This is a genomic window from Methylocystis heyeri, from assembly GCF_004802635.2.
In the GTDB taxonomy this organism is placed as follows: Bacteria; Pseudomonadota; Alphaproteobacteria; order Rhizobiales; family Beijerinckiaceae; genus Methylocystis; species Methylocystis heyeri.
Genome location: NZ_CP046052.1, coordinates 3,527,055 through 3,552,520, shown reverse-complemented (window position 1 = coordinate 3,552,520; position 25,466 = coordinate 3,527,055). Strand labels below are relative to the sequence as shown.

The 25,466-nt window shown below is 62.2% G+C and carries 24 protein-coding genes and 1 pseudogene; 13 read left to right on the top strand and 12 right to left on the bottom strand.

Features of this window, described 5'->3' with window-relative positions:
* Positions 1-42: 42 nt before the first annotated feature.
* The 7 genes from H2LOC_RS16125 to H2LOC_RS16095 all read right to left on the bottom strand — a co-directional run bounded on the left by H2LOC_RS16125 (position 43) and on the right by H2LOC_RS16095 (position 7,743).
* Positions 43-327: a hypothetical protein gene (locus H2LOC_RS16125; RefSeq protein ID WP_136497958.1), complete on the bottom strand. Its 285-nt coding sequence runs from the start codon at positions 325-327 to the stop codon at positions 43-45.
* Between the two features lie 683 nt (positions 328-1,010).
* A complete protein-coding gene (locus H2LOC_RS16120) occupies positions 1,011-1,271 on the bottom strand; it encodes a hypothetical protein (RefSeq protein ID WP_136497959.1) in 261 nt (86 codons plus the stop codon).
* Positions 1,272-1,421: 150 nt separating this feature from the next.
* On the bottom strand, positions 1,422-1,841 hold the full coding sequence (locus H2LOC_RS16115) for a universal stress protein (RefSeq protein WP_136497960.1): 420 nt from the start codon (positions 1,839-1,841) through the stop codon (positions 1,422-1,424).
* A 19-nt stretch (positions 1,842-1,860) separates the two neighbouring features.
* The gene (locus H2LOC_RS16110) at positions 1,861-3,021 is read right to left on the bottom strand and encodes a cation:proton antiporter (RefSeq protein ID WP_136497961.1); all 1,161 of its coding nucleotides are present in this window, start codon (positions 3,019-3,021) and stop codon (positions 1,861-1,863) included.
* Positions 3,022-3,275: 254 nt separating this feature from the next.
* On the bottom strand, positions 3,276-4,940 hold the full coding sequence (locus H2LOC_RS16105; protein WP_202620478.1) for an MFS transporter: 1,665 nt from the start codon (positions 4,938-4,940) through the stop codon (positions 3,276-3,278).
* A 223-nt stretch (positions 4,941-5,163) separates the two neighbouring features.
* Positions 5,164-6,837 carry a thiamine pyrophosphate-binding protein gene (locus tag H2LOC_RS16100; RefSeq protein WP_136497962.1) on the bottom strand — a complete coding sequence of 558 codons (1,674 nt, stop codon included), beginning with the start codon at positions 6,835-6,837 and terminating at the stop codon, positions 5,164-5,166.
* A 39-nt stretch (positions 6,838-6,876) separates the two neighbouring features.
* On the bottom strand, positions 6,877-7,743 hold the full coding sequence (locus tag H2LOC_RS16095; protein ID WP_136497963.1) for a GNAT family N-acetyltransferase: 867 nt from the start codon (positions 7,741-7,743) through the stop codon (positions 6,877-6,879).
* Positions 7,744-7,841: 98 nt separating this feature from the next.
* On the opposite strand from H2LOC_RS16095, the gene H2LOC_RS16090 reads away from it, so the two are divergent.
* From H2LOC_RS16090 to H2LOC_RS16080, 3 genes are read left to right on the top strand one after another with little or no spacing between them, the layout of a single operon-like run.
* Complete coding sequence (locus H2LOC_RS16090; protein ID WP_136497964.1) at positions 7,842-8,087, top strand: phosphopantetheine-binding protein; 246 nt, start codon at positions 7,842-7,844, stop codon at positions 8,085-8,087.
* Positions 8,068-9,429: an AMP-binding protein gene (locus tag H2LOC_RS16085; RefSeq protein WP_136497965.1), complete on the top strand. Its 1,362-nt coding sequence runs from the start codon at positions 8,068-8,070 to the stop codon at positions 9,427-9,429. The genes H2LOC_RS16090 and H2LOC_RS16085 overlap by 20 nt, the downstream gene beginning before the upstream one ends.
* Positions 9,422-10,147, top strand: a complete 726-nt coding sequence (locus tag H2LOC_RS16080; RefSeq protein WP_136497966.1) for an SDR family NAD(P)-dependent oxidoreductase — start codon at positions 9,422-9,424, stop codon at positions 10,145-10,147. Before H2LOC_RS16085 ends, H2LOC_RS16080 begins: the two co-directional genes overlap by 8 nt.
* Positions 10,148-10,278: 131 nt before the next feature.
* Here the strand turns inward: H2LOC_RS16080 and dnaQ are convergent, their stop codons facing one another.
* From dnaQ to H2LOC_RS16065, 3 genes are read right to left on the bottom strand one after another with little or no spacing between them, the layout of a single operon-like run.
* Entirely contained in the window at positions 10,279-10,977 is a 699-nt protein-coding gene (gene dnaQ / locus H2LOC_RS16075) for a DNA polymerase III subunit epsilon (RefSeq protein ID WP_136497967.1), read from the bottom strand.
* The gene (gene coaE, locus H2LOC_RS16070) at positions 10,977-11,576 is read right to left on the bottom strand and encodes a dephospho-CoA kinase (RefSeq protein ID WP_154331689.1); all 600 of its coding nucleotides are present in this window, start codon (positions 11,574-11,576) and stop codon (positions 10,977-10,979) included. Before coaE ends, dnaQ begins: the two co-directional genes overlap by 1 nt.
* 18 nt (positions 11,577-11,594) lie before the next feature.
* Entirely contained in the window at positions 11,595-12,239 is a 645-nt protein-coding gene (locus H2LOC_RS16065) for a Maf family protein (RefSeq protein WP_246206863.1), read from the bottom strand.
* A 495-nt stretch (positions 12,240-12,734) separates the two neighbouring features.
* Here H2LOC_RS16065 and hemE point away from each other — a divergent pair, with 495 nt between their 5' ends.
* From hemE to H2LOC_RS16015, 10 genes are all read left to right on the top strand, one after another.
* A complete protein-coding gene (gene hemE, locus H2LOC_RS16060; protein WP_136497969.1) occupies positions 12,735-13,781 on the top strand; it encodes a uroporphyrinogen decarboxylase in 1,047 nt (348 codons plus the stop codon).
* Between the two features lie 9 nt (positions 13,782-13,790).
* Positions 13,791-14,213 carry a protoporphyrinogen oxidase HemJ gene (gene hemJ, locus H2LOC_RS16055; protein ID WP_136497970.1) on the top strand — a complete coding sequence of 141 codons (423 nt, stop codon included), beginning with the start codon at positions 13,791-13,793 and terminating at the stop codon, positions 14,211-14,213.
* 309 nt (positions 14,214-14,522) lie between these two features.
* Positions 14,523-15,791 carry a transcription termination factor Rho gene (rho, locus tag H2LOC_RS16050; protein ID WP_136497971.1) on the top strand — a complete coding sequence of 423 codons (1,269 nt, stop codon included), beginning with the start codon at positions 14,523-14,525 and terminating at the stop codon, positions 15,789-15,791.
* A 482-nt stretch (positions 15,792-16,273) separates the two neighbouring features.
* Positions 16,274-17,578, top strand: a complete 1,305-nt coding sequence (gene mnmE, locus H2LOC_RS16045) for a tRNA uridine-5-carboxymethylaminomethyl(34) synthesis GTPase MnmE (RefSeq protein ID WP_136497972.1) — start codon at positions 16,274-16,276, stop codon at positions 17,576-17,578.
* Between the two features lie 13 nt (positions 17,579-17,591).
* Complete coding sequence (mnmG, locus tag H2LOC_RS16040) at positions 17,592-19,442, top strand: tRNA uridine-5-carboxymethylaminomethyl(34) synthesis enzyme MnmG (RefSeq protein ID WP_136497973.1); 1,851 nt, start codon at positions 17,592-17,594, stop codon at positions 19,440-19,442.
* The gene (locus tag H2LOC_RS16035; RefSeq protein WP_136497974.1) at positions 19,439-20,116 is read left to right on the top strand and encodes a 16S rRNA (guanine(527)-N(7))-methyltransferase RsmG; all 678 of its coding nucleotides are present in this window, start codon (positions 19,439-19,441) and stop codon (positions 20,114-20,116) included. The genes mnmG and H2LOC_RS16035 overlap by 4 nt, the downstream gene beginning before the upstream one ends.
* A 4-nt stretch (positions 20,117-20,120) precedes the next feature.
* Entirely contained in the window at positions 20,121-20,942 is an 822-nt protein-coding gene (locus tag H2LOC_RS16030) for a ParA family protein (RefSeq protein WP_136497975.1), read from the top strand.
* A 24-nt stretch (positions 20,943-20,966) separates the two neighbouring features.
* Positions 20,967-21,836: a ParB/RepB/Spo0J family partition protein gene (locus tag H2LOC_RS16025; protein ID WP_136497976.1), complete on the top strand. Its 870-nt coding sequence runs from the start codon at positions 20,967-20,969 to the stop codon at positions 21,834-21,836.
* A 413-nt stretch (positions 21,837-22,249) separates the two neighbouring features.
* Positions 22,250-23,356: an aminotransferase class III-fold pyridoxal phosphate-dependent enzyme gene (locus tag H2LOC_RS21825; RefSeq protein WP_154331688.1), complete on the top strand. Its 1,107-nt coding sequence runs from the start codon at positions 22,250-22,252 to the stop codon at positions 23,354-23,356.
* 147 nt (positions 23,357-23,503) lie between these two features.
* Entirely contained in the window at positions 23,504-23,923 is a 420-nt protein-coding gene (locus tag H2LOC_RS16015) for a DUF4326 domain-containing protein (protein ID WP_136497977.1), read from the top strand.
* A gap of 91 nt (positions 23,924-24,014) precedes the next feature.
* On the opposite strand, the pseudogene H2LOC_RS16010 reads toward H2LOC_RS16015, so the two are convergent.
* Both H2LOC_RS16010 and H2LOC_RS16005 read right to left on the bottom strand, forming a co-directional pair.
* Positions 24,015-24,191: pseudogene (locus tag H2LOC_RS16010) on the bottom strand (integrase); the annotation flags it as partial.
* A gap of 328 nt (positions 24,192-24,519) precedes the next feature.
* A complete protein-coding gene (locus tag H2LOC_RS16005) occupies positions 24,520-25,449 on the bottom strand; it encodes an OmpW/AlkL family protein (RefSeq protein ID WP_136497978.1) in 930 nt (309 codons plus the stop codon).
* Positions 25,450-25,466: the final 17 nt, after the last annotated feature.

Below are 25,466 nucleotides of genomic sequence, written 5' to 3'. Positions count from 1 at the left end.
CCGGGGGGAAACCTTCGCCCCATAAACGGTCCGAATCCGGATTTACCGGCACTGGTCGTTCAGTATTCGGGCGATTCTCAGGTTGAAGAGATGGCCTCCGGTCTCGATGCCGAAGGATTCTCCCGGCTCGACGGTGAAGGGCCCCTGCGGCGCGGTCAGCGTCACTCGCCTGACCGGGGTCCAGGCTCCATTCGACAGCTGACGGAAGTCCTGGCAGTGAATGCCGGTTTGTTCCGGCGGCGGGGACGGGGGGATCGGGAATTGCGCGAAGACGGGGGTCGAAGAACCGACCAGGATCGCAAGCACTGCTGCGCTGCTGAGCTTCATGACGGCCTCTCTATATTCGACGTGCGATATCAGACGAAGGTAATTCAGCGGGCGGCCGACTCAAGTTAAGTTTGCTTAAATGTCGGCGCTTGCGTTCCCCTACGGACCCACGGCCGGGAATCCTTCGCGACGGCGTTTTTGATCGGAGGTCCACGGAGAGATCTTCTCCGAAGGATCAGCGCCTCCTCGGCGCCGAGAGAGCGACGACGCTCTCGCAGCGCTTCCCTTGCGCACAGTCATCAGACAAGGCGTGTCGCGAAAAACTCCGTAAGCCAAATCTATGATCTCGAAGCGCGTTCGGCTCGATTTGTACCGAATGCGCTTGAGCCGGCTTTCGTCATGATATCAGCCGAAGCCTTTGGCGATCAGCGTGACGAAGAAAATTCCGAGCGTGATCGCACCCGCCGCCATGGCGGCCCGCACACGATCGGATTTGCCTTGGATCGTTTTCATAGTGATGTTCTCCATAAGCGACGCGCCTCTCGTTCTGCCGGAATTGTTGTACCGAAAGGAAAGCGCGCATGATAAAGGAGTTGGCGCGCATTCGCCGCCACATGAACCCATATCGGTTTAGCGGCTTAGCGCCCCGACGCGGATAATATACATCGTAATACGATGTAGTTTTTCGGCGTTGAACGCAAGGACGTTGAGTGTGACGGATCGACGCAGGCGGATATGTCCGATCAGCGATCCCGATAGCCGCGGAACCGATCATACGCATAGGGTGAATAATGCTCGCCATCCTCATAGGGATAGGCGTAGCCGTTGGCGGGATGCCGATACCCGTAATCCGACGACCGATCTTCCGTATGTCGCTGATAGGCGTAAGGGTTGGCGGTTTCCCCCGAAAGATAGGAATGGCCTCCCCCGGACTCATATTGTTGCCCGGCGGCGCTCTGTGTGAGGCACATGAGACAGGCCCCGTAGCGCAGAACTCGTTTCATCAGCGAACGCTCAATTGAATGCAGGATAGTGAGCGCGAAACTCCGCGCGAACTGATCGGCGCGGAGGCGACGCCCCGATCCAACGCGGAGCCCGGTGGCGAAACGCCGAGACCGTCAAATTCGCGGTCCCGGCGTTTTTTGGAAATCGTCCTATTTCACGACGAGCACCGGGCATTTGGCGAGCTGCACGATGCGATCGGCGCGGCTCCCGATCAGCCGCTCATACAGCGCGGAATGTCCCACCGCGCCGATCACGATCAGATCGGCTTTCAGCTCCTCCCCGAGCCTGACGATATCCCGCACGGGATGTCCTTTCAGCACATGGGTCACGAGCTTCACCTGCTCGGCTTCCGCCATCGCCTGCGCTTGCTGCAGGAGCTTATCGATGCGGCGCGCCGTTTTGTCGTCGAGGACCTCCACCTCCTGCACGAATTCGGGCATGTAGGGAATTTCCTCCACGCAAACCATGTGCAGCTCGGCGCCGTCCCGCTTGGCGAGCGACATCGCCAGCGAGAAGGAGCGGAAGGCGGTCTCGGAACCATCGTTGGCGTTCAGGATTTTGGCGAACATGTGTGGCCTTCTCTCGAATCTATTGGTTCTCTTGCTCGGGAGCTTTCGGGAGCAGGTGGGTCGGCAGGAAGTAGATATTGGCGACGATGGTCGGTATCACGGCCGTCGTGATGACCGCGGCGACGAGGCTCGAATACTGACCTGCGTCGATGATGCCGTGCTTGAGGCCGAACAGCGCCGCGATCGTGCCGAAAGTCAGCCCGGTGGACATGATCAGGCTGGTGTACATCGCCTCCCTGGTCGTCGAACCGAAATGCTTCGCCACCGGAAAGATGCCCGCGGTTTTGGTGAGCACCTTGGTCACGAAGAAGAAAATCGTCGCGCCCGGCGCGGCTATCAATGCAGGCACTGAAACCAGCGACCCGACGAGTATGAAAAAGAATGGCGTCAGCAGGCCGAAGGTCAATGTGCGCAGCCGCCGAATGAGCTCGTGGTTGGAGCCGACGCTGCCGGCGAGCACCATGCCGACGACATAGCCGGCCAGCACCGCCTCGCTGTCGGCCCATGTAGCCAGAGCGGCCATGCCGAGCAGGCACAGGAGCAAAAATTTGGTCTCCAGCTCGGACAAGAGTCCGCCGAACTGCCTGAAGAAAGGAGTCGCGATCTTCGGCAGCGCCAGCAGAACCACCACCGCGATGAACACGGCCGTGAGCGTCTTCATCGTGAACGGGGTGAAGGTGAGGCCCAGCGCCAGAACCGTGGCGACATCGGTGACGAAGGTGGCGATGAGAAGCGTCTTGCCATATTCGACCTTGTTGAAGCCGAATTCCAGCGTCACCGCATAGATCACAGCGGCCGATGTCGTCGACATCGAAAGACCCGCGAGCCAGCTGCCCATGACGCCCCATCCCAGCAGAAAATGGGCGGCGCCGGCGCAGATCAGAAAGGGAGCCAGAAAGCTGGCGAAGCCGACGGAGCCCGCCTCTTTCCATTTGAGCTTGAGGACCTCGGGCTCGATTTCGGTGCCGGCGAGGAAGGTCAGAAGCACCGCGCCGACGGTCGACAGAAACTTGATCCAGCTCGCGTCGGCGCCCATGATCTCCGGACCGAGCAAGAGTTGGGCGACGACCCCGATGACGATTTCCATCAGGGCGGCGGACACCCTGAACGAGTAGGAAAGAAGGCCTGCGATCAAGGCCAGCGCGACCCATAGCGCTGCGACGGTCAAAGCTGCGGTCATATTACTTCCTGCGGATCGAGTGGTTGTCGTTCTCACATTCTTTTTTGATGCGGCGCTTCCCGGAGCCCTTTCTGCGGCGAGGAACGCGAATGCCCAGCATCGAAAAGCGCCGTGTCGGCGCGGAGCCCGACCATGCGCTTCGTGTCTGTCTGTCGCGGGAAGAACGAGGCGCCGCCCGCAATGGCTGAGCGATATCATCGTGCTACGATATATTCATGACGGATGCAACACTCGCCGCCTTTCCGCAATGACGATCATGGCGACTCCATGAGCTCCTCGGCCTGCAGATGCGCCCGATCCCCGCGCCTCCAGAAGGCGATGAGGGTCGGATGCGCAAACCAGACGAGGATCGCCAGCGCGACGAACACCGACGCGCCGAGAAGAAAGGCGTCGTTCATCCCCAGCAGCGAGGACTGTTCGCGCATCAGGTTTCCGAGTTCTCGGGTGATCGCGGCGGGCATGACGCCGGCGGCTTCGAGTTTGGCGGTCAATTGCGACACGAGGTCCAGCGAGGCGAAACGCCGTCCGCCGAGGTGGTCCGCGAGACCCAGCTGATGGAAAGGCGTCCGCCGGAACTGCACCACTGCGATCAGCGAAATGCCGAAAGCCCCCGCAACGGTGCGCAACAAGGCGAGTTCCTCCGCGGCGCGGATCAGCTTCGACCCCGAGAGCCCATGCATGGCGAGGCTCGCGAGCGGCGCGAAAAACAGGGCGATGAAGACGCCGAAGGACAGCACCGGCCAGGAAAGCTGATCGAACCAGGCGAATCGGTCGAATAGACCGAACCAGGTCAGCGTCGCCGCAAGTCCCAGGAAGTCGAAGAAGGAAACCAGCCGCACGTCGACCGTCTTGTTGAGTTCGTGGAGAATGGCGACGATGGGCCCTGCGACCGCGAACATCAGCAGATAGACCAGGCCCGCGAGCGAGGAGGAATAGCCGTTGAGCACCTGCAGCTGGCTCACCAATATCGACAGCAGGCCCTGGATGACCAGGAAGCCGAATACCGAGCTGAAGGTCGCGATGGCGTAATTGCGGTTCCGGAACAGGCGCAGGTCGAGCGCCGGGTTGCGCTCGCCGAGCTCCCAGATCACGAAAGCGGGAAGGGCGATCGACACCACGACGAGGGCCGTCTGCAATATGGGCGAGGCGAACCAGTCGAAATCATTGCCCATGTTGAAGATGGTCTGCAGGCCGTAAACCACGGCCGTGAGCAGCGCCACGCCGATGAGGTCGAAACGCACGATCCTGGCGCTGAAGCCGCGTCCGTAAAGCAGAGCGCCGACGACGCCCGCGATCAGCGCGCCCGCAATGATGTCGGTGTAGAACAGAGCGCGCCAGCTCATGAATTCGGCGAACCAGCCGGCGATGAAAACGCCGATGGTGAAGGGCGTCATGCTCAGGACGCCCCAGAATCCGACGACGAGGGTCCGGGATTGTTCCGGAAACTCCCGCAGCGCGAGCGATTGGCCGAGGGGAAGCGTCACGCCCCCGATGAAGCCGAGCACGATGCGCCCCGGCAGGAACTGCCACAGGGTTTCGCTGGTGGCGCAAATCCAGGCTGCTGCTGCATAGAGCAGGAAGGCGACGACATAGACCCGGTAATCGCCGAAACGGGCCGAAAGCCAGCGCGCGAAAGGCAGGCCCAGCGCGAGCCCGACCATGTGGTCGGTCGTCGCCCAGCCGCCGAAACTCGGCGTAACGCCGCCCAGGCTGCCGGAGACATAGGGAACGGTGATGGTGTAGCCGGGCACGTTGGTTAAGACGACCATGGTGCCGAGAGCGAGCACAGCAGTGAACAACCATAGGCGCCAGCCGCGCAGGGGCTTCTCGTCGGCGATCATCGCTCGCTCCGATGGCGCCGTGGTGGGCGCGTCTTCCGGCAGGACCTGCTTCGCGTGAGCGGGGGTCTCGGGGGTCAAGGCCCCGCCCCGATGGAAGCATCCGTGTTCCAGTCGAATTATATCGTATAACGATATATGTCAAAATCACGGCGGAGAAAGCAAAACAGCGATCGGACGAAGATGGGGAGGGGGCGACCGCCGAAGACGCGCCTTCGGCTTAAACGCAGTCGAACGCGCCCCGGATCTCATTGACGGAGCATTTTTCTTTTCCAAAAACCGCTTCGCGCTCTGGAGACCGCGCTCACCCTTTCCCGGCGAGGGCGGCCTCGCGGATCGCCGTCAGGCCGGCGGTCGGCGTGATGCGGTCGGGGTCCATCTTCACATGCAGTATGGCGGGTTTTCCGCTGGCGCGCGCGGCCTCGAAGGCCGGGGCGAAATCGTCGGTGCGCTCGACCGTCGCGCCAAAGCCACCATAGGCGAGGGCGAGGGCGGCGAAATCGGGATTTTTCAGATCCGTTGCGATCACACGGCCGGGGAAACTGCGTTCCTGATGCATGCGTATGGTGCCGTAGCTGGCGTTGTCGCAGACGATCGCGACTATGGGCAGATCATATTGAACGGCGGTCGCGAATTCCTGACCGTTCATGAGGAAATCGCCGTCGCCGTTGATCGAGAGCACCAGACGATCGGGTAAAAGCTGCTTGATGGCGACGGCGGCGGGCACGCCGTAACCCATGGTCGCGGAGGTCGGCGCGATATGGGAGGCGAAGCGCCTGAAGCGGTAGTAGCGATGGATCCAGGCCGCATAATTGCCGGCGCCGTTGCAAATGATGGCGTCCTCGGGGAGATTGTCGCTCAGCCAGCTCATGACCCGCGCGAGATCGACCTCGGCGGAAGGCTCGCTCCGCGACGAGAACTCCAGATAGGCCTCATGGGCGCGGGCGGTCTCCCCGGCCCAGGCCGGAGCTTTGGGCGGGCGCAGCGAGCAGAGCGCCTTGACGAAGGCGCGCGGCGTCGCGTGAATGGCGAGGCTCGGCGTATAGATCCGGCCGAATTCTTCCGCCTCGGGGTAGACATGAACAAAGTTCATGCCTGGAATCGGAATATCCAGCAGCCGATATGATTGCGAGGGAACCTCGCCCAGACGCCCGCCGACAAGGACCAGCAGGTCGCTTTCCCGAACCCGCTTTACAAGCTCGGGATTGGCGCCGAGCCCGAGATCTCCGGCGTAATGCGGGTCGAGCGCGTCGAACAGGGGAAGACGCCGATAGCTGGTCGCGACCGGAACAGCGAATCGCCGTGCGAATTCATGCATCAGGCGCCGGGAGTCCTGATCCCAGCGGGATCCGCCGAGCACGAAAACCGGCTTCTGCGCCTGGGCGATCAGCCGCTCCAATTCGCGCATCTCATAGGCGCCGGGCGCGGTTTCAATGTCCCGATGGGGCGGATAGGCCGGGCCTTCCGCTTTTTCGTCGAGCATGTCCTTGGGAAGAGAAAGGACCACAGGTCCCGGCCGTCCGGCGGCGGCGACCGCATAGGCGCGGGAAACGAATTCCCGCATCCGGCCGGCCTCGACGACCTCGGCAGTCCATTTCGCGACGCCGCCGAACATCCTTTCGTAATCGACTTCCTGGAACGCCCCTCGCTCGCGCAAGGAACGCTCGACCTGGCCGACGAACAGGATCAAGGGCGTCGAGTCGTGCTGGGCGACGAGCACGCCGCCGAAGGCGTTTGCGGCCCCCGGGCCGCGGGTGACGAAACAGATTCCCGGCCGGCCCGTGGCTTTGCCGTAAGCGTCGGCCATCATCGCCGCCCCGGCCTCGTTGCGGCACACCGTTATTGCGAGCTTGCGCTCGTAGCAGGCGTCGAGAACCGAAAGATAGCTCTCTCCCGGAACGCAGAAAATCCGGTCTGCGCCGTTGACGATCAGTTGATCGACCAGGGCCTGCGCCGCGGTTGCATGTCCTTGCGTCATGATGCGCTCTTTGAAGCTGGTTGTCGGGCGGTTGGTTTCTCAGGGGCCGAAGACGACCGATTCGCAGAAGCTCAGATCGCCGATGCGCGGGCGTTCCGGGCCCTTGAAATATTTCGGTCCGCGCTCGGGGCGATAAAGCCCTACCGTTCGGGGCGGCTTTCCCTCGGAATCGACGATCGCGGCGAAATAACCCCTGCGCCACAGCCTGCGGCCGAGCGCTCCCGAAAAACGCACATAGTCCTTCAGCTCCCGGCAGTAGATGAGTTGCAGCGCGGGCAGGACTTCGGAAAACAGACGCCTTTCCAGAAAGACGAAAGGATGGGTCTCTCCTTTTTCCCGGACGACGAGGGAAAGGCAGCCATAGTTGCGATGCGTCTCCAGAATGTTTCTTTCTGCGCTGGTCAGGGAGGGGCCGTAATCCTCGTCGCTTGAAAAGTCCTGCACGCCGGCTCCCGGCGCCCATGGGCCGAGGGCGGGGATGGAGACGACCTGCCCGGAGCAATAGCGCCGAAACCCCTGAGCCTCGATGACGGGCCAGGTGTGGATCGCGGGCGAGACGTTCATATAGGTCACGTCTTTGAGGCGCACCGCTGCGGCGATCAGAAGCGAGGCGTAGCCCTGATGGCGCGGATCGACATACCAGCTGGAGATGTTGCAGCGCGCCCTGGCGGCGCCCCCGTCCCGGCCTTTGGAGAATATCATCAGGATCACGCCGACCGCGGTCCCCCCGCATTCGAGCATATAGCCGAAGCGGGGACAGCCGGGCGGCGTCTCCCGCTGCGCAAGCCTTTCGAGCGCGCGAGACCAATATTCTTTCGGTCGCGAAGGGAATCCCCGGGCCAGCAGCCCGGTTATTTCAGGGGCGTCCTCCTCGGTGATCAAGCGGCACCGAATGCGAGGAGCCATATCGCCGGTCATTTGTTCACCATCAATTTCCGAACAGCTTGCACGGCTCAGACAAAAAAAGAAAACTATTGAAACTCTGAGAACGGCGGGACCGATACGTGTCTATAAGATTAACGATCACTTCACAGATTCAAAACATCGCCGCCGAGCAGCACAAGAAAATCGCGCCGCTCGACGACAAGCTCCTTCTTTCCGAATCCGGGCTGGATTCGCTGTGTTTCGCGATATTGGTCGCGCGTCTCGAGGACGAGCTCGGGGTCGATCCCTTCACCGCGTCCGAAGAAGTTTATTTTCCGACCACACTCGGCGAGTTTATCGAACTTTATGAACGCCGCCCCGCCTGAAACCCTTCGCGCGCTCCTCCGCTCGGGGCCCGGCCTGCGTTTCGAGACGGCGGCCGGGTCGCTCCTCGGCGACGCCCCGCGGGGTCATGTCCGCGGAGCCGCGGCGCTCGCCGGCCGCTCGGTTCTGATCGGCGCGCGCTCGCAGCTCGCGGCCGCCCGGGCCTTGGTGGAGCTCGACGGCCTCGCCGCGCGCCTCGTCATCTGCCCGCCGGACTTTACAGCCGAACGCCTCGCCAGCGCCATTGAACAGGCAAATGTCGAGGTCGTCGCGAGCGACGATCCGCAAAAAGACTTCGGTGTCCCGCGCCCGGTGGCGGAGATCGCAGATTGCAGCGCCCGCCAGGATGAGTCGGCGTGTTCGGCGCCGCTGCACAGCCAGTGGTTGCTACCGACCTCCGGCACCACGGGCGCTCCCAAGCTGGTCGCCCACAGTCTCGCCAGCCTTCTCGGCGCGATCAAAGCTCCCGGCGACGCCCGGCCTCCGGTCTGGGCCACCTTTTACGATATTCGCCGCTACGGCGGCCTGCAGATTTTCCTGCGCGCCTGCGTGTCCGGCGCAGTCCTGCTGATCGCCGAGGCGGAAGAAACGCTCGATGAATTCATCCTGCGCTGCCGCTCGGCCCGCGTCACACATGTGTCGGGAACGCCCTCGCACTGGCGCAAGCTTCTGATGCATCCCGGGCGCAAGCTGCTGGAGCCGGAATATATTCGCCTCTCGGGCGAGATCGCCGATCGCGCGATCCTCTCCGCCTTGCGCGAGGCCTATCCCGGGGCGCGCATCGTCCACGCCTACGCCTCGACTGAGGCCGGCGTCGGATTCGAAGTGACCGACGAAATGGAAGGATTTCCGGCGTCTTTCCTGGACGGGTGCGGAGAGGTCGAGCTTCGCCTCCGCGACGGCTCGCTACACCTGCGTTCGCCGCGCACCGCGGCGCGCTATGTCGGCCGCGACGATCTGAAGCTGCTTTCCGAGGACGGCTTCGTCGACACCGACGACATGGTCGAACGGATAGGGGATCGCTGTTTCTTCAAGGGCCGCCGCGCCGGCGTGATCAATATCGGCGGCCTCAAGGTCCATCCGGAAGAAATCGAGCGCGTCATCAATGCGGACGAAAGGGTGAGGATGTCCCGCGTCGGCGCAAGACGCAATCCGATCAGCGGAAACATCGTCGTTGCCGACGTCGTGTTGAAGGACGCGGCCGACGGCGACGAGGAAACGAAGCGGGAAATCCTCGAGAGCTGCCGGGCGCAGCTCCCGCGCCATATGGTCCCCGCGGTAATGAGGTTCGTCCCGCATATCGAGGTTCTCGCGAGTGGAAAGCTGGCCCGCAACCATGCGTAACGTCATTGTCACTGGAGCAAGCCGCGGCCTCGGACTCGCGATGGCGCAGCGCCTCGTCGGCGACGGATTCCGCGTCGTCGCGGTGGCCCGGCGCGAAAGCGACGATCTACGCCGAGAGATGGGGAACGCGCCGGAAGGCGCGCTCTGCTTCGAACCCTTCGATCTTTCCGATATCGACGCCTTGCCCGGCCTCGCAGCCTCGATCAGGAAAAAATACGGCCCGCCTTTCGGCCTCGTGAACAACGCCGCCTGCGGAACCGAGGGGCTTCTCGCGACCATGCATAATTCACAGATCGAGGAGCTGCTGCGCCTCAACGTGACCTCTCCCATCGTGCTGACCAAATATGTCGTTCGGCAGATGATGGCGGCGGGCGGAGGCCGGGTGGTCAATATCTCCTCGATTATCGCCGGAACCGGCTATAACGGGCTGAGCGTGTACGGAGCCAGCAAGGCGGCTCTGGTCGGGTTCACCAAATCGCTGGCGCGCGAGGTTGGCGGGCTCGGGATCACGGTCAACGCCGTGGCGCCCGGCTTCATCTCCACTGAAATGACCGCCTCGCTCGACGAGCGGGACCGGGCGAAGATAGCCGGCCGCGCCGCCCTGCGCCGTCTCGCCGAGCCTTCGGATGTCGCCAGCGCGGTCGGCTATCTGCTCGACGACCGCGCCCGCAACATCACCGGCACGGTGCTGACGGTGGACGCCGGCGCGACGGCCTGAAGCGCCTCGCATATTGAAGCGTTTCCAGCCGAAGCGGACACGGGTTCGGCGTGGGAAACGCAGCGTGTTTTCATGTTTCCGTGAAACATGAAAACACGCTGGGTGACGAACGCGTCGAGCGTTCGAGAAGCCTACCCTTCCTCCAAAGCCAGATAGCGGCCCCAGAGCGGGGTCTTGCCGATCGTGCGGGCGAAGGCCCGGTGCGCCTCGGCCTCCTCGGCGGTGAGCCGCGGGGGCAGAGGCTGGGGCCGACTTTTGAGCAGGCCTTGCTGGGTTTTCGCCACGACCCTGCTCTCGACGCTCAAGGACAGCGCCGCCTGGCGCCCTCCCATCAATTCCGCATAGACTTCGGCGAGGAGCTGGGCGTCGAGCAAGGCCCCGTGCTTCTCGCGCCGCGAGGCGTCGACGCCGTAGCGCTGGCACAGGGCGTCGAGCGAATTCGAAGCGCCCGGATGTCGGCGACGCGCCAGCGCCAATGTATCGGTGACGCTCGATAAATCTATCCCGGGCAGGCTCAGCCGCGACAATTCCGCGTTGAGGAAGCGCACGTCGAATTCGGCGTTGTGGATGATGAGTTCCGCGCCAAGGATGAATTCGTTGAAATCCGCAGCAATCTCCGCAAATTTTTTGTGCCCGGAGAGAAATTCCGCGGAAAGCCCATGGACCCTGAAGGCCTCCTCGGGCATGTCGCGTTCCGGATTGATATAGACGTGAAAGACGCGCCCCGTGGGGATGAGATTGGCGATCTCGACGGCGCCGATCTCCACCACCCGGTCGCCCTTGGAAGGATCGAGCCCGGTCGTCTCCGTATCCAGCGCGATCTTGCGCATCAGCAGTTTCCTTCTTTCTCGGGGCGAAGCGCCCGCAATATGGCGCGGACCTCCTCGCGCGCGGCGTCAAATCCCTTGTCGGTGTGAATAATGAAATCGGCGCGCCGGCGTTTTTCTTCGTCGGGCGTCTGCCGCGCCAGAATGGCCTCGAATTTTTCCTCGGTCATATTGGGGCGGGCCAGCACTCTTTCCCTTTGCAGCGATTTCGGCGCCGTCACGACGACGATTTTGTCGACGTCCTTTTCCGACCCTGTTTCGAACAGCAGGGGGATGTCCAGCACCGCCACGTCCTGCCCGAGGCGCTCCTGCTCCTCGAGGAATTTGCGCCGCCCCTCCCAGACCAGCGGATGCACGATGGCTTCAAGCCTCTTCATGGCTTCGGGATCGTTCAGGACCATGCGGGAGAGAAGACTGCGGTCGACCGCGCCCTCCCGGGTCGAACCGGGAAAAGCCTTTTCGATCTCCTGCGCTGCGGCGCCGGCGTAAATCTCATGCACGAGCCGGTCGGAATCATAGACAGGCGCTCCCTCGCTGCGAAAAATTTCGGCCGTTGCCGATTTGCCCATTCCGATGGACCCCGTAAGGCCGACGAGAATCATGTCGCGAATATCCTTTGGTCAGCCGGCGAGCGCCGATTCGCGCCGCAAGGCTTCCAGCACCGGCAGCAGGGGAAGCCCGAGGATGGTCCAGTGATCCCCCGAAATCTCGCTGAAAAGATGAACGCCCAGTCCCTCGATCTGATAGGCGCCGGCGCTGCCGAGCGCCGCCTCGCCGACCGTCCCGAGATAGGCCTGCAAAAAATCCGCGCTCAAGGGGCGCATGGTCAAATCGGCGTGGCTGACCGTCTCGAATCCTACGATCCCCCCGCGCGCCAGCGCAACTGCGGAATGCAGCCGGTGGACGCGCCCGGAAAGAAGCGACAATTGCTCCGCCGCCGCCGGCAGATCCTTGGGCTTTCCGAACAGCCGTCCTTCGCAACTCGCGACCTGATCGGCGCCGAGGACGAAGCAGTCGGGCGATCCCGCGGATATTTGCAGCGCCTTGGCCCGCGCCAGCCCCAGGGCCACCGCGTCCGGACCGCCCCCTTCGGCGCGAATTTCGCGTTCCAGCGCCCGCTCGTCGATCTCGGCGGGAACGCAATCGAAGGGAATGCCGGTCTGTTGGAGAACGAGACGCCGGCCCCAGCTTTTGGAGGCCAGAATCAGAGGTTGATCGCGGCGCCACAGCTTTGCGCCCGAAGCTTTGGTGTTTTGCGAGGTCACGAGGGCTCCGTCCACAGCGCCTGGGAGAAAGTGGAATAATGGGGAAAAATCAAAGCCGAAACCAGGGCGGATTGTATGGCTTCGGATAAGCCGGGCGATCTTTCAACAGGCGTTTTGCTCTGGGTTGGAATCCGACCGGAAACGTTGTTCAACGGGCGCCGTCTACGTGTTGTTACGGAAGGGAAAGCCGCATATCCCGTAAGACACTGATAAATCACAAAATTATAAAGTTTTCCACATTTTCACAGGAAGGGCTGGGGGATTTTCCACCGTGGGATAAGCTGTGAAAAAAGCGTTAAGAAAAGTTTACCAACGATTCGAGCGTGCCAATAAGAAACATTAATATCTTATTAGTATTCTCTTTCTTTTTACTTTCATCCGGTTTAGGCCGTTGTCTGTCCACGTTTTCCGCCGCAAACCGAAGCGGCTTCCTCCGCAGTCGGTCAGGGCCCTCGCGCCGCCGCACTGGGCCGTCACCCCGCATTGGGCCAGCACATGAACGAACAAAAACCGCTGCTGTCTGTTCTGAGCGGAAACAAAACCCCGGTTCCCCCGCTCTGGCTCATGCGCCAGGCCGGACGCTATCTTCCCGAATACCGCGAGCTGAGGTCGAAGGCGAAAAGCTTTCTCGATTTTTGCTATTCGCCGGCCGCCGCCGCGGAAGTCACCTTGCAGCCGATCAGGCGCTTCGGTTTCGACGCCGCCATTCTTTTCAGCGACATTCTGGTGGTGCCGGATGCGCTGGGGCAAAAAGTCTCCTTCGAGACGGGCGAGGGGCCGAAGCTGGAGCCCATCGAGCTGCCGGAGCAGCTGTCCCGCCTGCAGCAGAGCATCGACCTCGCGCGTCTCGATCCCGTGTTCGAGACCATCGACCGGGTGAAAGGGGCCCTCCCGCGCGAAACCGCCTTCATCGGCTTTTGCGGCGCGCCCTGGACGGTGGCGAGCTACATGATCGCCGGCCGCGGCACGCCGGATCAGGCGCCGGCGCGGCTGTTCGCCTACCGGCATCCGGAAGCCTTCGAACGGCTGATCGGGCTCCTCGCCGATGCTTCCGCCGCCTATCTCCTCCGGCAGATCGAAGCGGGAGTGGAGGCGGTTCAGATCTTCGACAGCTGGGCGGGGGTGCTGCCGCCTGCCGAGTTCCGCAAATGGGTGTTCGCGCCGCTGCGCAGAATGGTGCTGACGATCAAGAAGGAGCGTCCGCAGACGCCGATCATCGCTTTCGTCAGAGGGGCGGGGACCCATCTGGTTGAGCTTATCGACGGCCTCGGCGCAGACGCCTATGGGCTGGAGACGGCGGAGGACCCCGTGTGGGCGGCGCGCCTCGGCGCAGGACGCACGGCGCTGCAAGGCAATCTCGATCCGCTGGCGCTGCTCGCCGGGGGCGAAGCGCTCGATCGGGGCGTCGACGACATCTTGGCGGCTTTTTCGGACTGCGCGCATATTTTCAATCTCGGCCACGGCATTCTGCCGCAAACGCCGATCGAGAATGTCGAGCGGCTGGTCGCCCGCGTGCGCTCATCGGAAAATCGATTTTCATAAGGGATCAAAATGTATCTCTGGATCAAAGCCCTGCATGTAATCGCCATCATCGCCTGGATGGCGGGCATGTTCTACCTGCCGCGGCTCTTCGTCTACCACGCCGGGGTTCCGGCCGGGAGCGGGCAGTCGGAGCTGTTCAAGACGATGGAGCGCAAGCTGCTCCGCATCATCATGATCCCGTCGATGCTGCTCGCCTGGGCGACCGGACTGACGCTGGCCTTCGAGGCGGGTTTTTTTCACGCCGGCTGGTTTCACGCCAAGCTGCTGGCGGTCGTGCTGATGACCGGAGTGCACTTCTACAATGGGCGGCTGGTCGCCGCATTTGCGGAAGACCGCAACGTCCGGGATCCGAAATTCTATCGTTTCTACAACGAAGTCCCGACCGTGCTGATGATGGCGATCGTTATCCTGGTGATCGTGAAGCCGTTCTGAACCGTGCTTTGCGATCGATTATGGCCCGGGTGCGCGCGACCGCGCCGTTAAGCCGACGGCGCTTTCCGGCCGTCGTCGGAGCCGTAGCGGAGCCCACGATCGGCCTTGGGCGGCAAATCTCTCTTCGCGGGAGGGCCTTGCGTCTTGCGCTCGGCGCGAAAAGCGTTTATTGCACAATTGTCTCACCCGAAGGCAGAATGTTGCAGTCGCGACCGCCGGTCTTTAGCCGACGCATAGGGTGTCGATCTCCCCTCTTTCCTGCCATCTCTCCGCTCAATCCGCTCGCCTATCTATTCGAGGCTTCTCCCCATGCGGGAAATCAAACTTTCAGAACTTAAATCGAAAACCGCTGCAGAGCTGCTGGCTTTTGCGGAAGAGCACGAGGTCGAGAACGCCTCGCTGCTGCGCAAGCAGGAGCTGCTGTTCGCAATACTGAAGCAATTCGCCAGCCGCGACGTCGAAATCGTCGGCGAAGGCGTGGTGGAGGTTCTTCAGGACGGTTTCGGCTTCCTGAGGTCGCCCGACGCGAACTATCTCGCGGGCCCAGACGACATCTATGTGTCCCCCTCCCAGATCCGCAAATTCGGCTTGCGCACCGGCGACACCGTGGAGGGCATCATCCGCAGCCCGAAGGAGGGCGAACGCTATTTCGCGCTCCTGAAGGTCAATACGATCAATTTCGAGGAGCCCGAGAAGATCCGGCACAAGGTACCGTTCGACAATCTCACGCCGCTCTATCCGAATGAGCGCCTCAAGCTCGAGATCGACGATCCCACCCGCAAGGAGCTTTCGGCCCGCGTCATCGACATCGTGGCGCCGATCGGCAAGGGCCAGCGCGCGCTGGTGGTGGCCCCGCCGCGCACCGGCAAGACCGTTCTGCTGCAGAATATCGCCCAGTCGATCACCACCAATCACCCGGAATGTTATCTGATCGTTCTGCTGATCGACGAGCGTCCCGAGGAAGTGACCGACATGCAGCGCTCCGTGCGCGGCGAAGTCGTCTCCTCGACCTTCGACGAACCGGCGGTCCGGCATGTGCAGGTCGCCGAAATGGTGATCGAAAAGGCCAAGCGCCTGGTCGAGCATCGCCGCGACGTGGTGATTCTGCTCGATTCGATCACGCGTTTAGGGCGCGCCTACAACACTGTGGTGCCTTCCTCCGGCAAGGTTCTCACCGGCGGCGTGGACGCCAACGCCCTGCAGCGTCCCAAGCGCTTTTTCGGCGCCGCCCGCAACATCGAGGAAGGCGGTTCGCTCACCATCATCGCGACGGCCCTGATCGACACCGGCTCGCGCATGGACGAAGTGATCTTCGAGGAATTCAAGGGCACCGGCAATTCCGAGATCATCCTCGACCGCAAGGTGGCCGACAAGCGCGTCTTCCCCGCCATCGACATCACGCGCTCCGGCACCCGCAAGGAGGAATTGCTGGTTCCGACCGATATCCTCAAAAAGACCTACGTGCTGCGGCGCATCCTCAACCCGATGGGCACGGTGGACGCGATCGAATTCCTGCTCGGGAAATTGCGCGAGACGCCGAAAGGCAACGCCGCGTTCTTCGATTCGATGAACACCTGACCCGGACGACGACAAGTCCCGGAAACGACATGCAAGGGGCTCGCGAAGCGCATTCGCGAGCCCCTTTCTTTTGGATAAGCTGCACGGTTCGTTGTGATACGAAATCCAGTTGATCTGCTCGGGAGCAGCCATATCGAGAAAATAAGTCCCCTCGCCCTGAGAGCCCGTGCAGCGGGCGTCTCGAAGGGCGGTCGACTGCCGCGTCTGCTGGAACATTCTTCGAGACTTTTTTGCGTTCCACAAAAAGCGCCTCAGGATGAGACGTCGGGCGGGCGGCTCGGCTCGCGGGCATGGCCTCTTAAGGCGAGGCGATGGCGATATGGGTCTTGCAATTTTGCGGCTGAATCCCCCAAATCCTTGGTGGCGCATCCCATAAAAATTGACGCGCATTTGCGATGAATGCGCTCCAACGTGATCCGGCGCGATTTCTTCAGGCTCGAACGGTTCCGTTCGCGGGTGAGCGCGCCAGGGTGAGGTCGAGAATGCCAGCGGATACTATCTTTGCTTTGGCGACGGGGGCCGGCCGTTCTGCGGTCGCGGTCGTGCGCCTTTCCGGGCCTGAGGCGGGATCGACGCTGAAGGAGCTGACCGGCGTCGCTCTAAAGGCGCGTCACGCCCATTACGCTTATTTTCGCGATCCGCAGACTCTGGAGATATTGGACCACGGTCTGGCGCTCTATTTTCCTGCCCCTGGTTCTGCAACCGGAGAAGATTGCGCCGAGCTGCATCTGCACGGCGGGCGGGCGATCGTCGAGGCCGTCCTGTCGATGCTGGCGCGCTTTCGCGGCTTGAGGCCAGCGGAGCCCGGGGAATTTGCGCGGCGGGCTTTTCTGCGCGGGAAGATGGATCTTTCCCAGGCCGAGGGTCTGGCGGATTTGATCGACGCCCAGACCGCTTTTCAGCGGCGCCAGGCGCTGCGGGTGGCCGAGGGCGCACTCCGGGAGAGGATGGAGCTGTGGCGCGCGACTCTCATCGGGGCGCAGGCGATGACGGCGGCCGAGCTGGATTTTGCCGACGAATCGGACGTTGGAGTTTTTTCAATCGATTCGCTCACCGGGCTTATTGCGCCGATGCTGCTCCAGATGGAGGAGGCGCTGAAGGCTGCGCCGGCCGCGGAACGACTGCGCGAAGGGTTCCTGGTCCTGCTGCTCGGACCGCCCAACGCGGGGAAATCCACTTTGATGAATCGCCTTGCGCAAAGGGAAGTTGCGATAGTGTCGGAACTGCCCGGAACGACCCGGGACATGATCGAGGTGCAGCTGGATCTCGAAGGATTGCCGGTGATCGTGGTCGACACCGCCGGCCTGCGGGACAGCGGAGACGAGATCGAGCGGATCGGCGTCGCCCGCACAAGGGCGCGCGCCGGGCAGGCCGATCTGATCTTATGGCTATCCGAAGGGGGGCGCGCGCCGGTTCCGTCCTTGGGTGGGGATGCAGAAGTCATCAGGATCGGGACCAAGGCCGACATAGCGGAAACGGCTCCGGGCGTAATTTCGATCTCGTCGGTGAGCGGGGAGGGAGTCGAGGCGCTTTGCCACGCGATCGCTGAGAGAGCTTATAAGGCTTTAGGTGGCGGAGAAACGGCTCTGCTGATCCGGGAGCGTCATCGCGCGGCGATCGAAAGCGCGCGAAGCCTGTTGGAAGGTGCGATGGTTCGGGATAAACCGCTCGAGATCGTTGCTGAAGACATCCGATTGGCCTCGCGGCAGTTGGAGAGGATTCTCGGCGCGGTGGAGGTCGAGCAGGTTCTCGACGCGGTTTTTTCCCGTTTTTGCATCGGGAAGTGAAGGATTGTTTCACGTGAAACAGGCGCGAGCCTTTGACGTTGTGGTGATAGGGGGAGGCCACGCCGGCTGCGAGGCCGCAGCCGCATCGGCGAGGCTCGGCGCAAAAACCGCGCTCATCACCCACTCATGCGAGACTATCGGCGCCATGTCCTGTAATCCGGCCATAGGCGGGTTGGGCAAGGGGCAGCTGGTTAGAGAGATCGACGCACTGGACGGCCTGATGGGGCGAGTCGCCGACGCTGCAGGAATTCAGTTCAAGGTCCTCAATCGCTCCAAGGGGCCCGCAGTCCGGGGTCCACGCGCCCAGGCCGATCGCAAGCTCTATCGCCAGGCCATGCAGGCCGCCATAGCCGGAACAGCGGGGCTGAAGCTTCTGCAAGCCTCGGTCGAGGATCTCCTGATCGAGCAGGGGCGGGTGATCGGCGTTCGCCTCGACGTAGGTTTTATCGAGGCGGGCGCGGTCGTGCTCGCGACCGGCACATTCCTCGACGGCGTCATCCATATCGGACCCAAGCGCATCCCTGCCGGCCGTATGGGAGATCCAGCCGCAATCGGCCTCGCGGCGAGCCTCCGCAACGCGGGCTTCTCGGTGGCCCGGCTGAAAACCGGAACCCCGCCGCGGCTGGACGGAACCACCATCGCCTGGGAGAAGCTCGAGCAACAATGGGGCGACTCCGAGCCAGAGCCGTTTTCGTCTTTGACCAAGGTCGTGGTCAATCGGCAGATCGCCTGCCATATCACTCGGACCACGGCCGAGAGCCACAAGATCATTCGAAAGGATCTGGATCTATCGCCGATGCGCACCGGCGCTATCTCGGGCCCGGGCCCGCGTTATTGTCCTTCGATAGAGGACAAGGTCACGCGCTTTGGCGACCGCGATGGACATCAGATTTTTCTGGAGCCGGAAGGATTGGACGACGCCACCATCTATCCCAATGGCGTCTCGACCTCTCTGCCGGAAACCACCCAACAGGCCTTCATCAATTCAGTGCCGGGTCTGGAGCAAGCTCGAATCTTACGTCCCGGCTACGCCATAGAATATGACTTCATCGACCCTCGCGAACTTCTCGCGACGCTCGAAACCAAGAAAATAAAAGGACTGTTCTTCGCGGGGCAGATCAACGGCACTACGGGTTATGAGGAGGCTGCAGCCCAGGGTCTTGTCGCCGGCCTCAACGCCGCGACGTCGGTCGGCAATATGGCGCCGGTGCTGTTCGATAGGGCGGAAGCCTATATCGGGGTCATGATCGACGACCTCGTGACCCAGGGCGTCAGCGAACCCTATCGCATGTTCACTTCCCGCGCTGAATATCGACTCTCTCTCCGGGCCGACAATGCCGACGAGAGACTCACGCCGCGCGGTGTGATTATCGGCTGTGTGGGTAAGGAGCGGGCCGATCATTTTAAAGACAGGGCGGCGCGGCTGGAAAAAGCAAGGCGGCTGCTTTCCGGGTTGAGTCTGAGTTCATCAGCGGCCGCGCGTCATGGGCTTGCGGTGAATCAGGATGGGCAGCGGCGCAGCGCTTTTGCGCTGCTGTCTTTTCCGGCGATCACGCTGGATCGTTTGCGGACCATCTGGCCGGAGCTTGGGGCGATAGACTCCGCGACCGGAGCTCAGGTTGAGATCGACGCGCGTTATGCGGTCTATCTCGATCGGCAGGCTTCCGATATCGAGGCCTTCCGGCGCGATGAGCAATTGTCGCTTCCGCCGGAATTGGATTACGGGGCGATCTCCGGGCTGTCGGCCGAACTGAGGTGCAAGCTCGCCTTCCTCAAACCACGAACCATCGGACAGGCTCAGCGTATCGAAGGCATGACCCCCGCGGCCCTGACTCTTCTGGCGGCGAGGGCGAGACGGGCATGAGCAGGTCCGCCGCCCAGAGTGATCGGGAGATGGCTCTCGATCTTTGTCCGATTTTGCGCCCCGTGACCGCTGAGCTCGATATCTACGAAACGCTTCTGCGCGCCTGGCAGAAGAAAATCAATCTGGTATCGGCCCAGACGTTGCCCTCGCTTTGGCTGCGGCACTTCGCCGATTCGGCGCAGATCGCCGCTTCGTTCCCCGATATTTTGTGCTGGGCCGATCTGGGGTCTGGGGGCGGTTTTCCGGGCATGGTCACAGCTCTGCTGCTGAAAGGGAGAGAAGGGGCAGTGGTTCACCTGATCGAGAGCGACCAGCGCAAGGCCGCCTTCCTGCGCGCTGTTTCACGTGAAACAGGAGCCCCTGCCATTGTTCATGTCGGACGAATCGAGCAGGAACTGCCCGCTCTCGTCGGCAAAATCGAAGGCGTGAGCGCGCGCGCTCTGGCGCCTCTGCCGCAACTCGTCGCCTGGTCGCAAGAAGTTCTGTGGAAAGGGGGGATTGGCGCCTTTTTGAAGGGAGAAGACTGGCGCAATGAATTGACCAGCCTCGAGGCGGAAGGTAGTTTTCAATTCAGAACCATCGCCAGCCGCACCAATTCCGCTGCGCGGTTGATCGCTGTAGCGAAAGAGTTTCGCGCCGACCGCCAATTTTCAGGGCAAGTCTCGGGAGATTAAGTCCTTGACCGAAACCCGCAACGCCTCGCGCGTTCTCGTGCTGGCAAACCAGAAAGGCGGCGTGGGTAAAACCACGACGGCCATAAACCTCGGAACCGCTCTCGCCGCCGTGGGCGAGAATGTTCTGGTCATCGATCTCGATCCGCAGGGCAACGCCTCCACCGGCCTCGGCGTCGACAGAAAGAGCCGGACCGTCTCGACCTATGACGTATTGGTCGGCGAAAGCAGCCTGGACGACGCCATTGTCGAAACCGCCGTGCCCCGGCTGTCGGTTGCGCCTTCCACCCTGGATCTGCTGGGCGTCGAACTGGAGATCGCCGGCGACAAGGATCGCGCTTTTCGCATGAAGCGCGCTCTCGGGGAGTTGGCGGCGGTCGCCAATCATGCCGAGGGTCGTCATTACAGCTATATACTGATCGATTGTCCGCCCTCGCTGAACCTGCTGACCATCAATGCCCTGGCCAGCGCCGACGCCATACTGGTGCCGCTGCAATGCGAGTTCTTCGCCCTCGAGGGTCTTTCGCAGCTTCTGTCCACGGTCGATCAGATCAAGCGGACGCTAAACCCCAAGCTTTCAATCCATGGCATTGTGCTCACCATGTTCGACGCGCGCAATAATCTCGCGACGCAAGTGGTGGCCGATGTGCGCCGTTTCATGGGAGATAAGGTCTATGAGACCATGATCCCTCGAAATGTGCGCATCTCCGAGGCCCCCTCGCATGGCAAGCCCGTCCTGCTCTATGATTTGAAATGCACCGGCAGCCAGGCCTATTTGAGATTGGCTTCGGAAGTGATCCAGCGTGAACGGCGGCTGCGCGCAGCATAGGGCAGGCCGAGGGAAATAACACAAATGGCTGAAGAAACGCGGCCGCGCCTCGGCAGGGGATTGGCGGCTCTAATTGGCGACGCCGGCGATGATGCGCCGACTGCTGAACGCTTCCGAGGACAGCGCCGCATTCCCATCGAATTCCTGCGCCCCAACCCGCGCAACCCGCGCACCACTTTCCGCGAGGATGAGCTTTCCGATCTCGCCGCCTCGATAAAAGAAAAGGGCATCATCCAGCCCGTCGTCGTGCGCACCATCGCCGGCGTCGCCGACGCCTATGAGATCATCGCCGGCGAGAGGCGCTGGCGCGCCGCCCAACTCGCGGGTCTGGCCGATCTTCCCGTCGTCATCCACGAGGCCGACGACCGCGAGGCGCTGGAGCTGGCCATCATTGAGAACGTCCAGCGCGCCGATCTCAACGCGATCGAAGAAGCCAAAGGTTATGAAAGACTTGCGGCAGACTTTGGCTATTCGCAGTCCGACCTCGCCAAGATCATCGGCAAGAGTCGGCCTCATGTCGCCAATACGCTGCGGCTGCTGAATTTACCCGAGGCGAGCCGCCGTCTGGTGGCGGACGGCGCGATTTCGGCCGGGCACGCGCGCGCGCTTCTGGCGGTGAAGGATCCCGACGCGGTGGCGCGGCGGATCGTCGACGAGGGCCTGACGGTTCGCGATATCGAACATCTCGCTCAGCGCCAGGCGTCCGAAGCCGGGGCGAAGCCGCGCAAGCCCAGGGAAGAGAAGGACGCCGATACGAGGGCCATGGAAAAGCTCCTCAGCGACAGCCTGGGTCTTTCCGTCGCCATCCGCCACGAGGGCGAACGGGGCGAGCTCAAGATTCGCTACGAAACCCTGGAACAGCTCGACGCCTTGTGCCGGCGCCTGACCGAGTGACGTTTGGAAACGGCAGACGCGCCTTTGGTTTCGATCGCATCAGAACCGGCGCTCTAACCGTTGCCGCAATTTCCAGGTCGTCAGCTGTTTCCCCCTGTAAGCGATATTCGATCGGCGCGAGGAAAAGCCGGGTGCGCGGCTGGCGAAGTAAAAATGAGCATTTTCTTTAGCAAACGCGCGCGCGAAATTTCCCCTTAGAGCGCCGGTTTTGATTGAATCAAAACCGGCGCTCTAACTTCTTGGAGTATCGCATTTTCCGAGTCGTCAGGCGTTTCCGCCTGACTTGAAAATGCTCTAGGCGTCGGATGAACGGCATCAAACTCTCAAGAGCATGTGGCTCGATGTTTGCTGCTGATTCGGAAGGCCAGGCGCGAGTTCGATAAACGGGCCGCCTCGCCTTCGAGCAGCGGAATATGTCCGGCGCATCCTCAGATTCGGCCAATGAGCACAGTGACCGTATCGAGACAGTCGTCGCGAGCGACGGGTCTGTAGTGAGGGGTCCACTCGACTTTTCGGGTTCATCGCTCGGTTTTCCGGAGAAGTCGGCGGGATCGGCTCAGCTAGGGGATGAGCCGTTTCGCGCGCCGGAATTGGCGCTGGATACAGCCGGGCTCTCCGATGCTCTCTGCGCTAAAATCGCGTCAGTTTCTTTTGGCCACCGCGCCTTCTTGTTTGATTCCGAGGCGGAGGCTTGGCGCTGCGCCGTGGAGACGATGCGGCGTCATCATCGGATCGGCGGCCGTCCAAAGCGGCGCCGGCTCATAGTCTGCGCCGGAGTTTCGGATGGACCGGGAGGCTTGCCTCCTGGCTTGGAAGGCGATGACGAAATCACACTGCTTCAAACTGACCATCCGGGCCGATTGGCCACGGAAATCGACAATAGGGCCGCTGGAATTCTGATTGCTCCGGTGAGGACGAAAGCCGGTTTCGAGATCGTCCCGCCAGAGATGCTGGCTCGGCTGCGCGAGACCGCGGACGAATATGGGCTCGTCCTTGCTTTCGACGAAAGCGTTTGTGGCCTCGGTCGCACAGGCATGCTGTGGGCGCATGAATGGGCGGGCGTGGCCCCGGACGTGATGGTCGCCCTTCATCGGCATGGAAACGCCTCGCCATTGGCCGCGCTGGTGGTCACGCAAAAGGTGGCGCGCGGGGCGCCGGGGCGCCCGACTTTCGTCGATCGGGCGGCGCTTCTGGCCGGGCACGCCCTGGTGGATGCGCTGGCGACTCCTGGCTTTCTGGAACAGGCGCAGAATCGAAGTTGGCGTCTCGAAGATCGGCTCGCGGCATTGTTCTATAAGCGCCGCGGAGCGTTTACGGCGCGGGACGGCATTGGCCTGATGCAAGGCCTGGCATGCCCCGGAGGAGCTGAGCCAGTGCGTGCGATGCTGGCTGAATGCGGGCTCCTGACCCGGGCCATGGGATCGTTCCTTGGCCTATTTCCTCGGCTCACCGTCGAGGAAAGCGAAATCGACGCAGCGGCGTCCATCATCGACGCGGTTTGCGCGCGGGAAACGCAATGAGAGACCTGTGTCGCCCTATCCGCCATCGACCAGAGACTGCGGAACTATGCCTGTATCTGGGACGGCGTGACAGGGAAGCTTCTAAATCAACGGATTATGTCTTAACCTGGTTTTTCGCCCCCTCCCGCAACGACGCCAATTAGACCCATGCAGTCAAATCTCTTCTCCCTCTTCGACTCGTCCGCGCCAGACTGGCGGGAAAATCTCGAAGCGCGCATCCGCGTCGTCTCGAAACGCAAGGGCGGTCTCGCCGCGGAACCGGATGAGATGATAATCGATGTCGACCGGACTAACCCCGTTCTCGGGAATCCCTATGTCCTGCGTGACCAGCACGACCTGCAGGAGCGGCTGCGGGTCATCGCGGCTTATGAGAGCGACCTCGACAAGGATCTCTCAGAAAACGGCCCCAAAACCCTAGCCATAAGCGCGATCGCCGACCGTCTGCGTGCGGGCGAGAAAATCGCCTTGCGTTGCTGGTGCGCCCAACCGCCGGGCCGGCCGCAGCGGCCCTGCCATGGCGATCGCATTCGGCGCGAGGTCATCCGCCTTGCTGCGAATGAAGCGTAACGGAGGCAGCAGCGCCTTCGTCGCCCCCTCGCTTGGCGGCGGATATATTTGAGACGACTCCGACGGCTCCGAAACGGCTCACAGCCCGGCAGGCCTTGGTGAGATTGACCTTGATGCGGTCACGTTTGCGCTGATCGCGGCGAGTCATTTCGGCGCTGGCGCGGCCGAGCTGCTTTTGCACATGCGCCTCTTCGATTTGCGCCGAAGAGGCAAGGCCGGCGCGCAAGGAATGGCCGCCGAAAGTCTTTTCGCGCTCGCCCTCGGTTAGAGCGTTTTCATGTTTCATGGAAACGTGAAAAGGCTCTAAGCTTTTGATTTAACGCGTTTCCTACGCCGAACTGGCGTCCACTTCGGCTGGAAATGTTCAAAAGGAAAAGGTTTGAGGCGCGCTCTCATTTCGGCGGCGGCGATGAGCCTGCTATTCGGCGCCTGGCGCTTGTTAGACAGCGCCGTTTGGTCGTGCGGCTCTTCTCGATCCACCGACGCGACCGCTTCAAAATCAGTAATCCGAGCCGATTTTTGCAACGGGGCAATCATATCGCAAAAACAAAAAAGCCGGCCCTTTCGGACCGGCTTTTTCCTGGCTTTGCAGCCGATCAGTATTTCGCGAGAACCGGGGCCGCAGAGCCGCCGCCGAAGCGATAGGTCAGACCGGTGCTGACGACGAGCGGGTCGATGTTCACATGCCCGTGAACCGGGATGTAGAGCGGGCCAAGAGCCGGGATCTGCGGGCTGAAGGCGACGATACGAGCCTGCGCGCCGGTCTCCATCTGGATGTATTTGACGTCCAGGTTCACGCCCCAATGTTCGTTGAACATGTAGTCGAAGCCGACCTGGCCGACCACGCCCCAGGACGGGGTGATGTTGAGGTTGTAGAAGCTGGCGTTGACGCCGACGAGACCCGCAGCGCCGAGAACCGGACCGCCAACGCCGAGCAGAGAGCCCGGAACGACGTTGAGCGCCCAGTTGTTGTTGCCGGCGCGGGTGCCCCAGAAGGTGGTGAAGTTCACGCCGACGCCGAGGTAAGGCTGGAAGGCGCCGAAGTTGGTGAAGTGATACTGCAGCATCACGGACGGCGGGAACGCCCAGGTGCGGCCGAGATCGCCGCCAGCGAGCGTGCCGGTGCCCTGGATGTGATGCGGGGTGACGCAGCAGATCGCCTCGATCGCCCAGTTCCGGGTCAGGTAATAGGCGACGTCCAGCATCGGAATGACCGAGGTGGAGATGGAGGTGCTGGCGCCGGGAACCTGCGTGCCGAAGCCGCCGGAAAGGCCGGTGGCGATGCCGAGGCTGCCCGCGTTGGGGAGACCCGGGTAAACCGCGCCGGCGTCAAAAATGCTGGCGGTGCCCTGGGTGGGGACGACCGCGCCGACCTTCAGGCGAACCTGAAAAGGCTGATAGGTGTCCACGAAGACCGGGGGCGGCGGCGGCGGCGCCTTGACGGACGGAAGATCGGCGGCCAGGCCGGGAGCGCTCGCGGCGCCCAAAATTGCGGCGGCTAGTGCGCCACGAAAGGCAGTCTTCATTGTAACCCCCTGAGAGA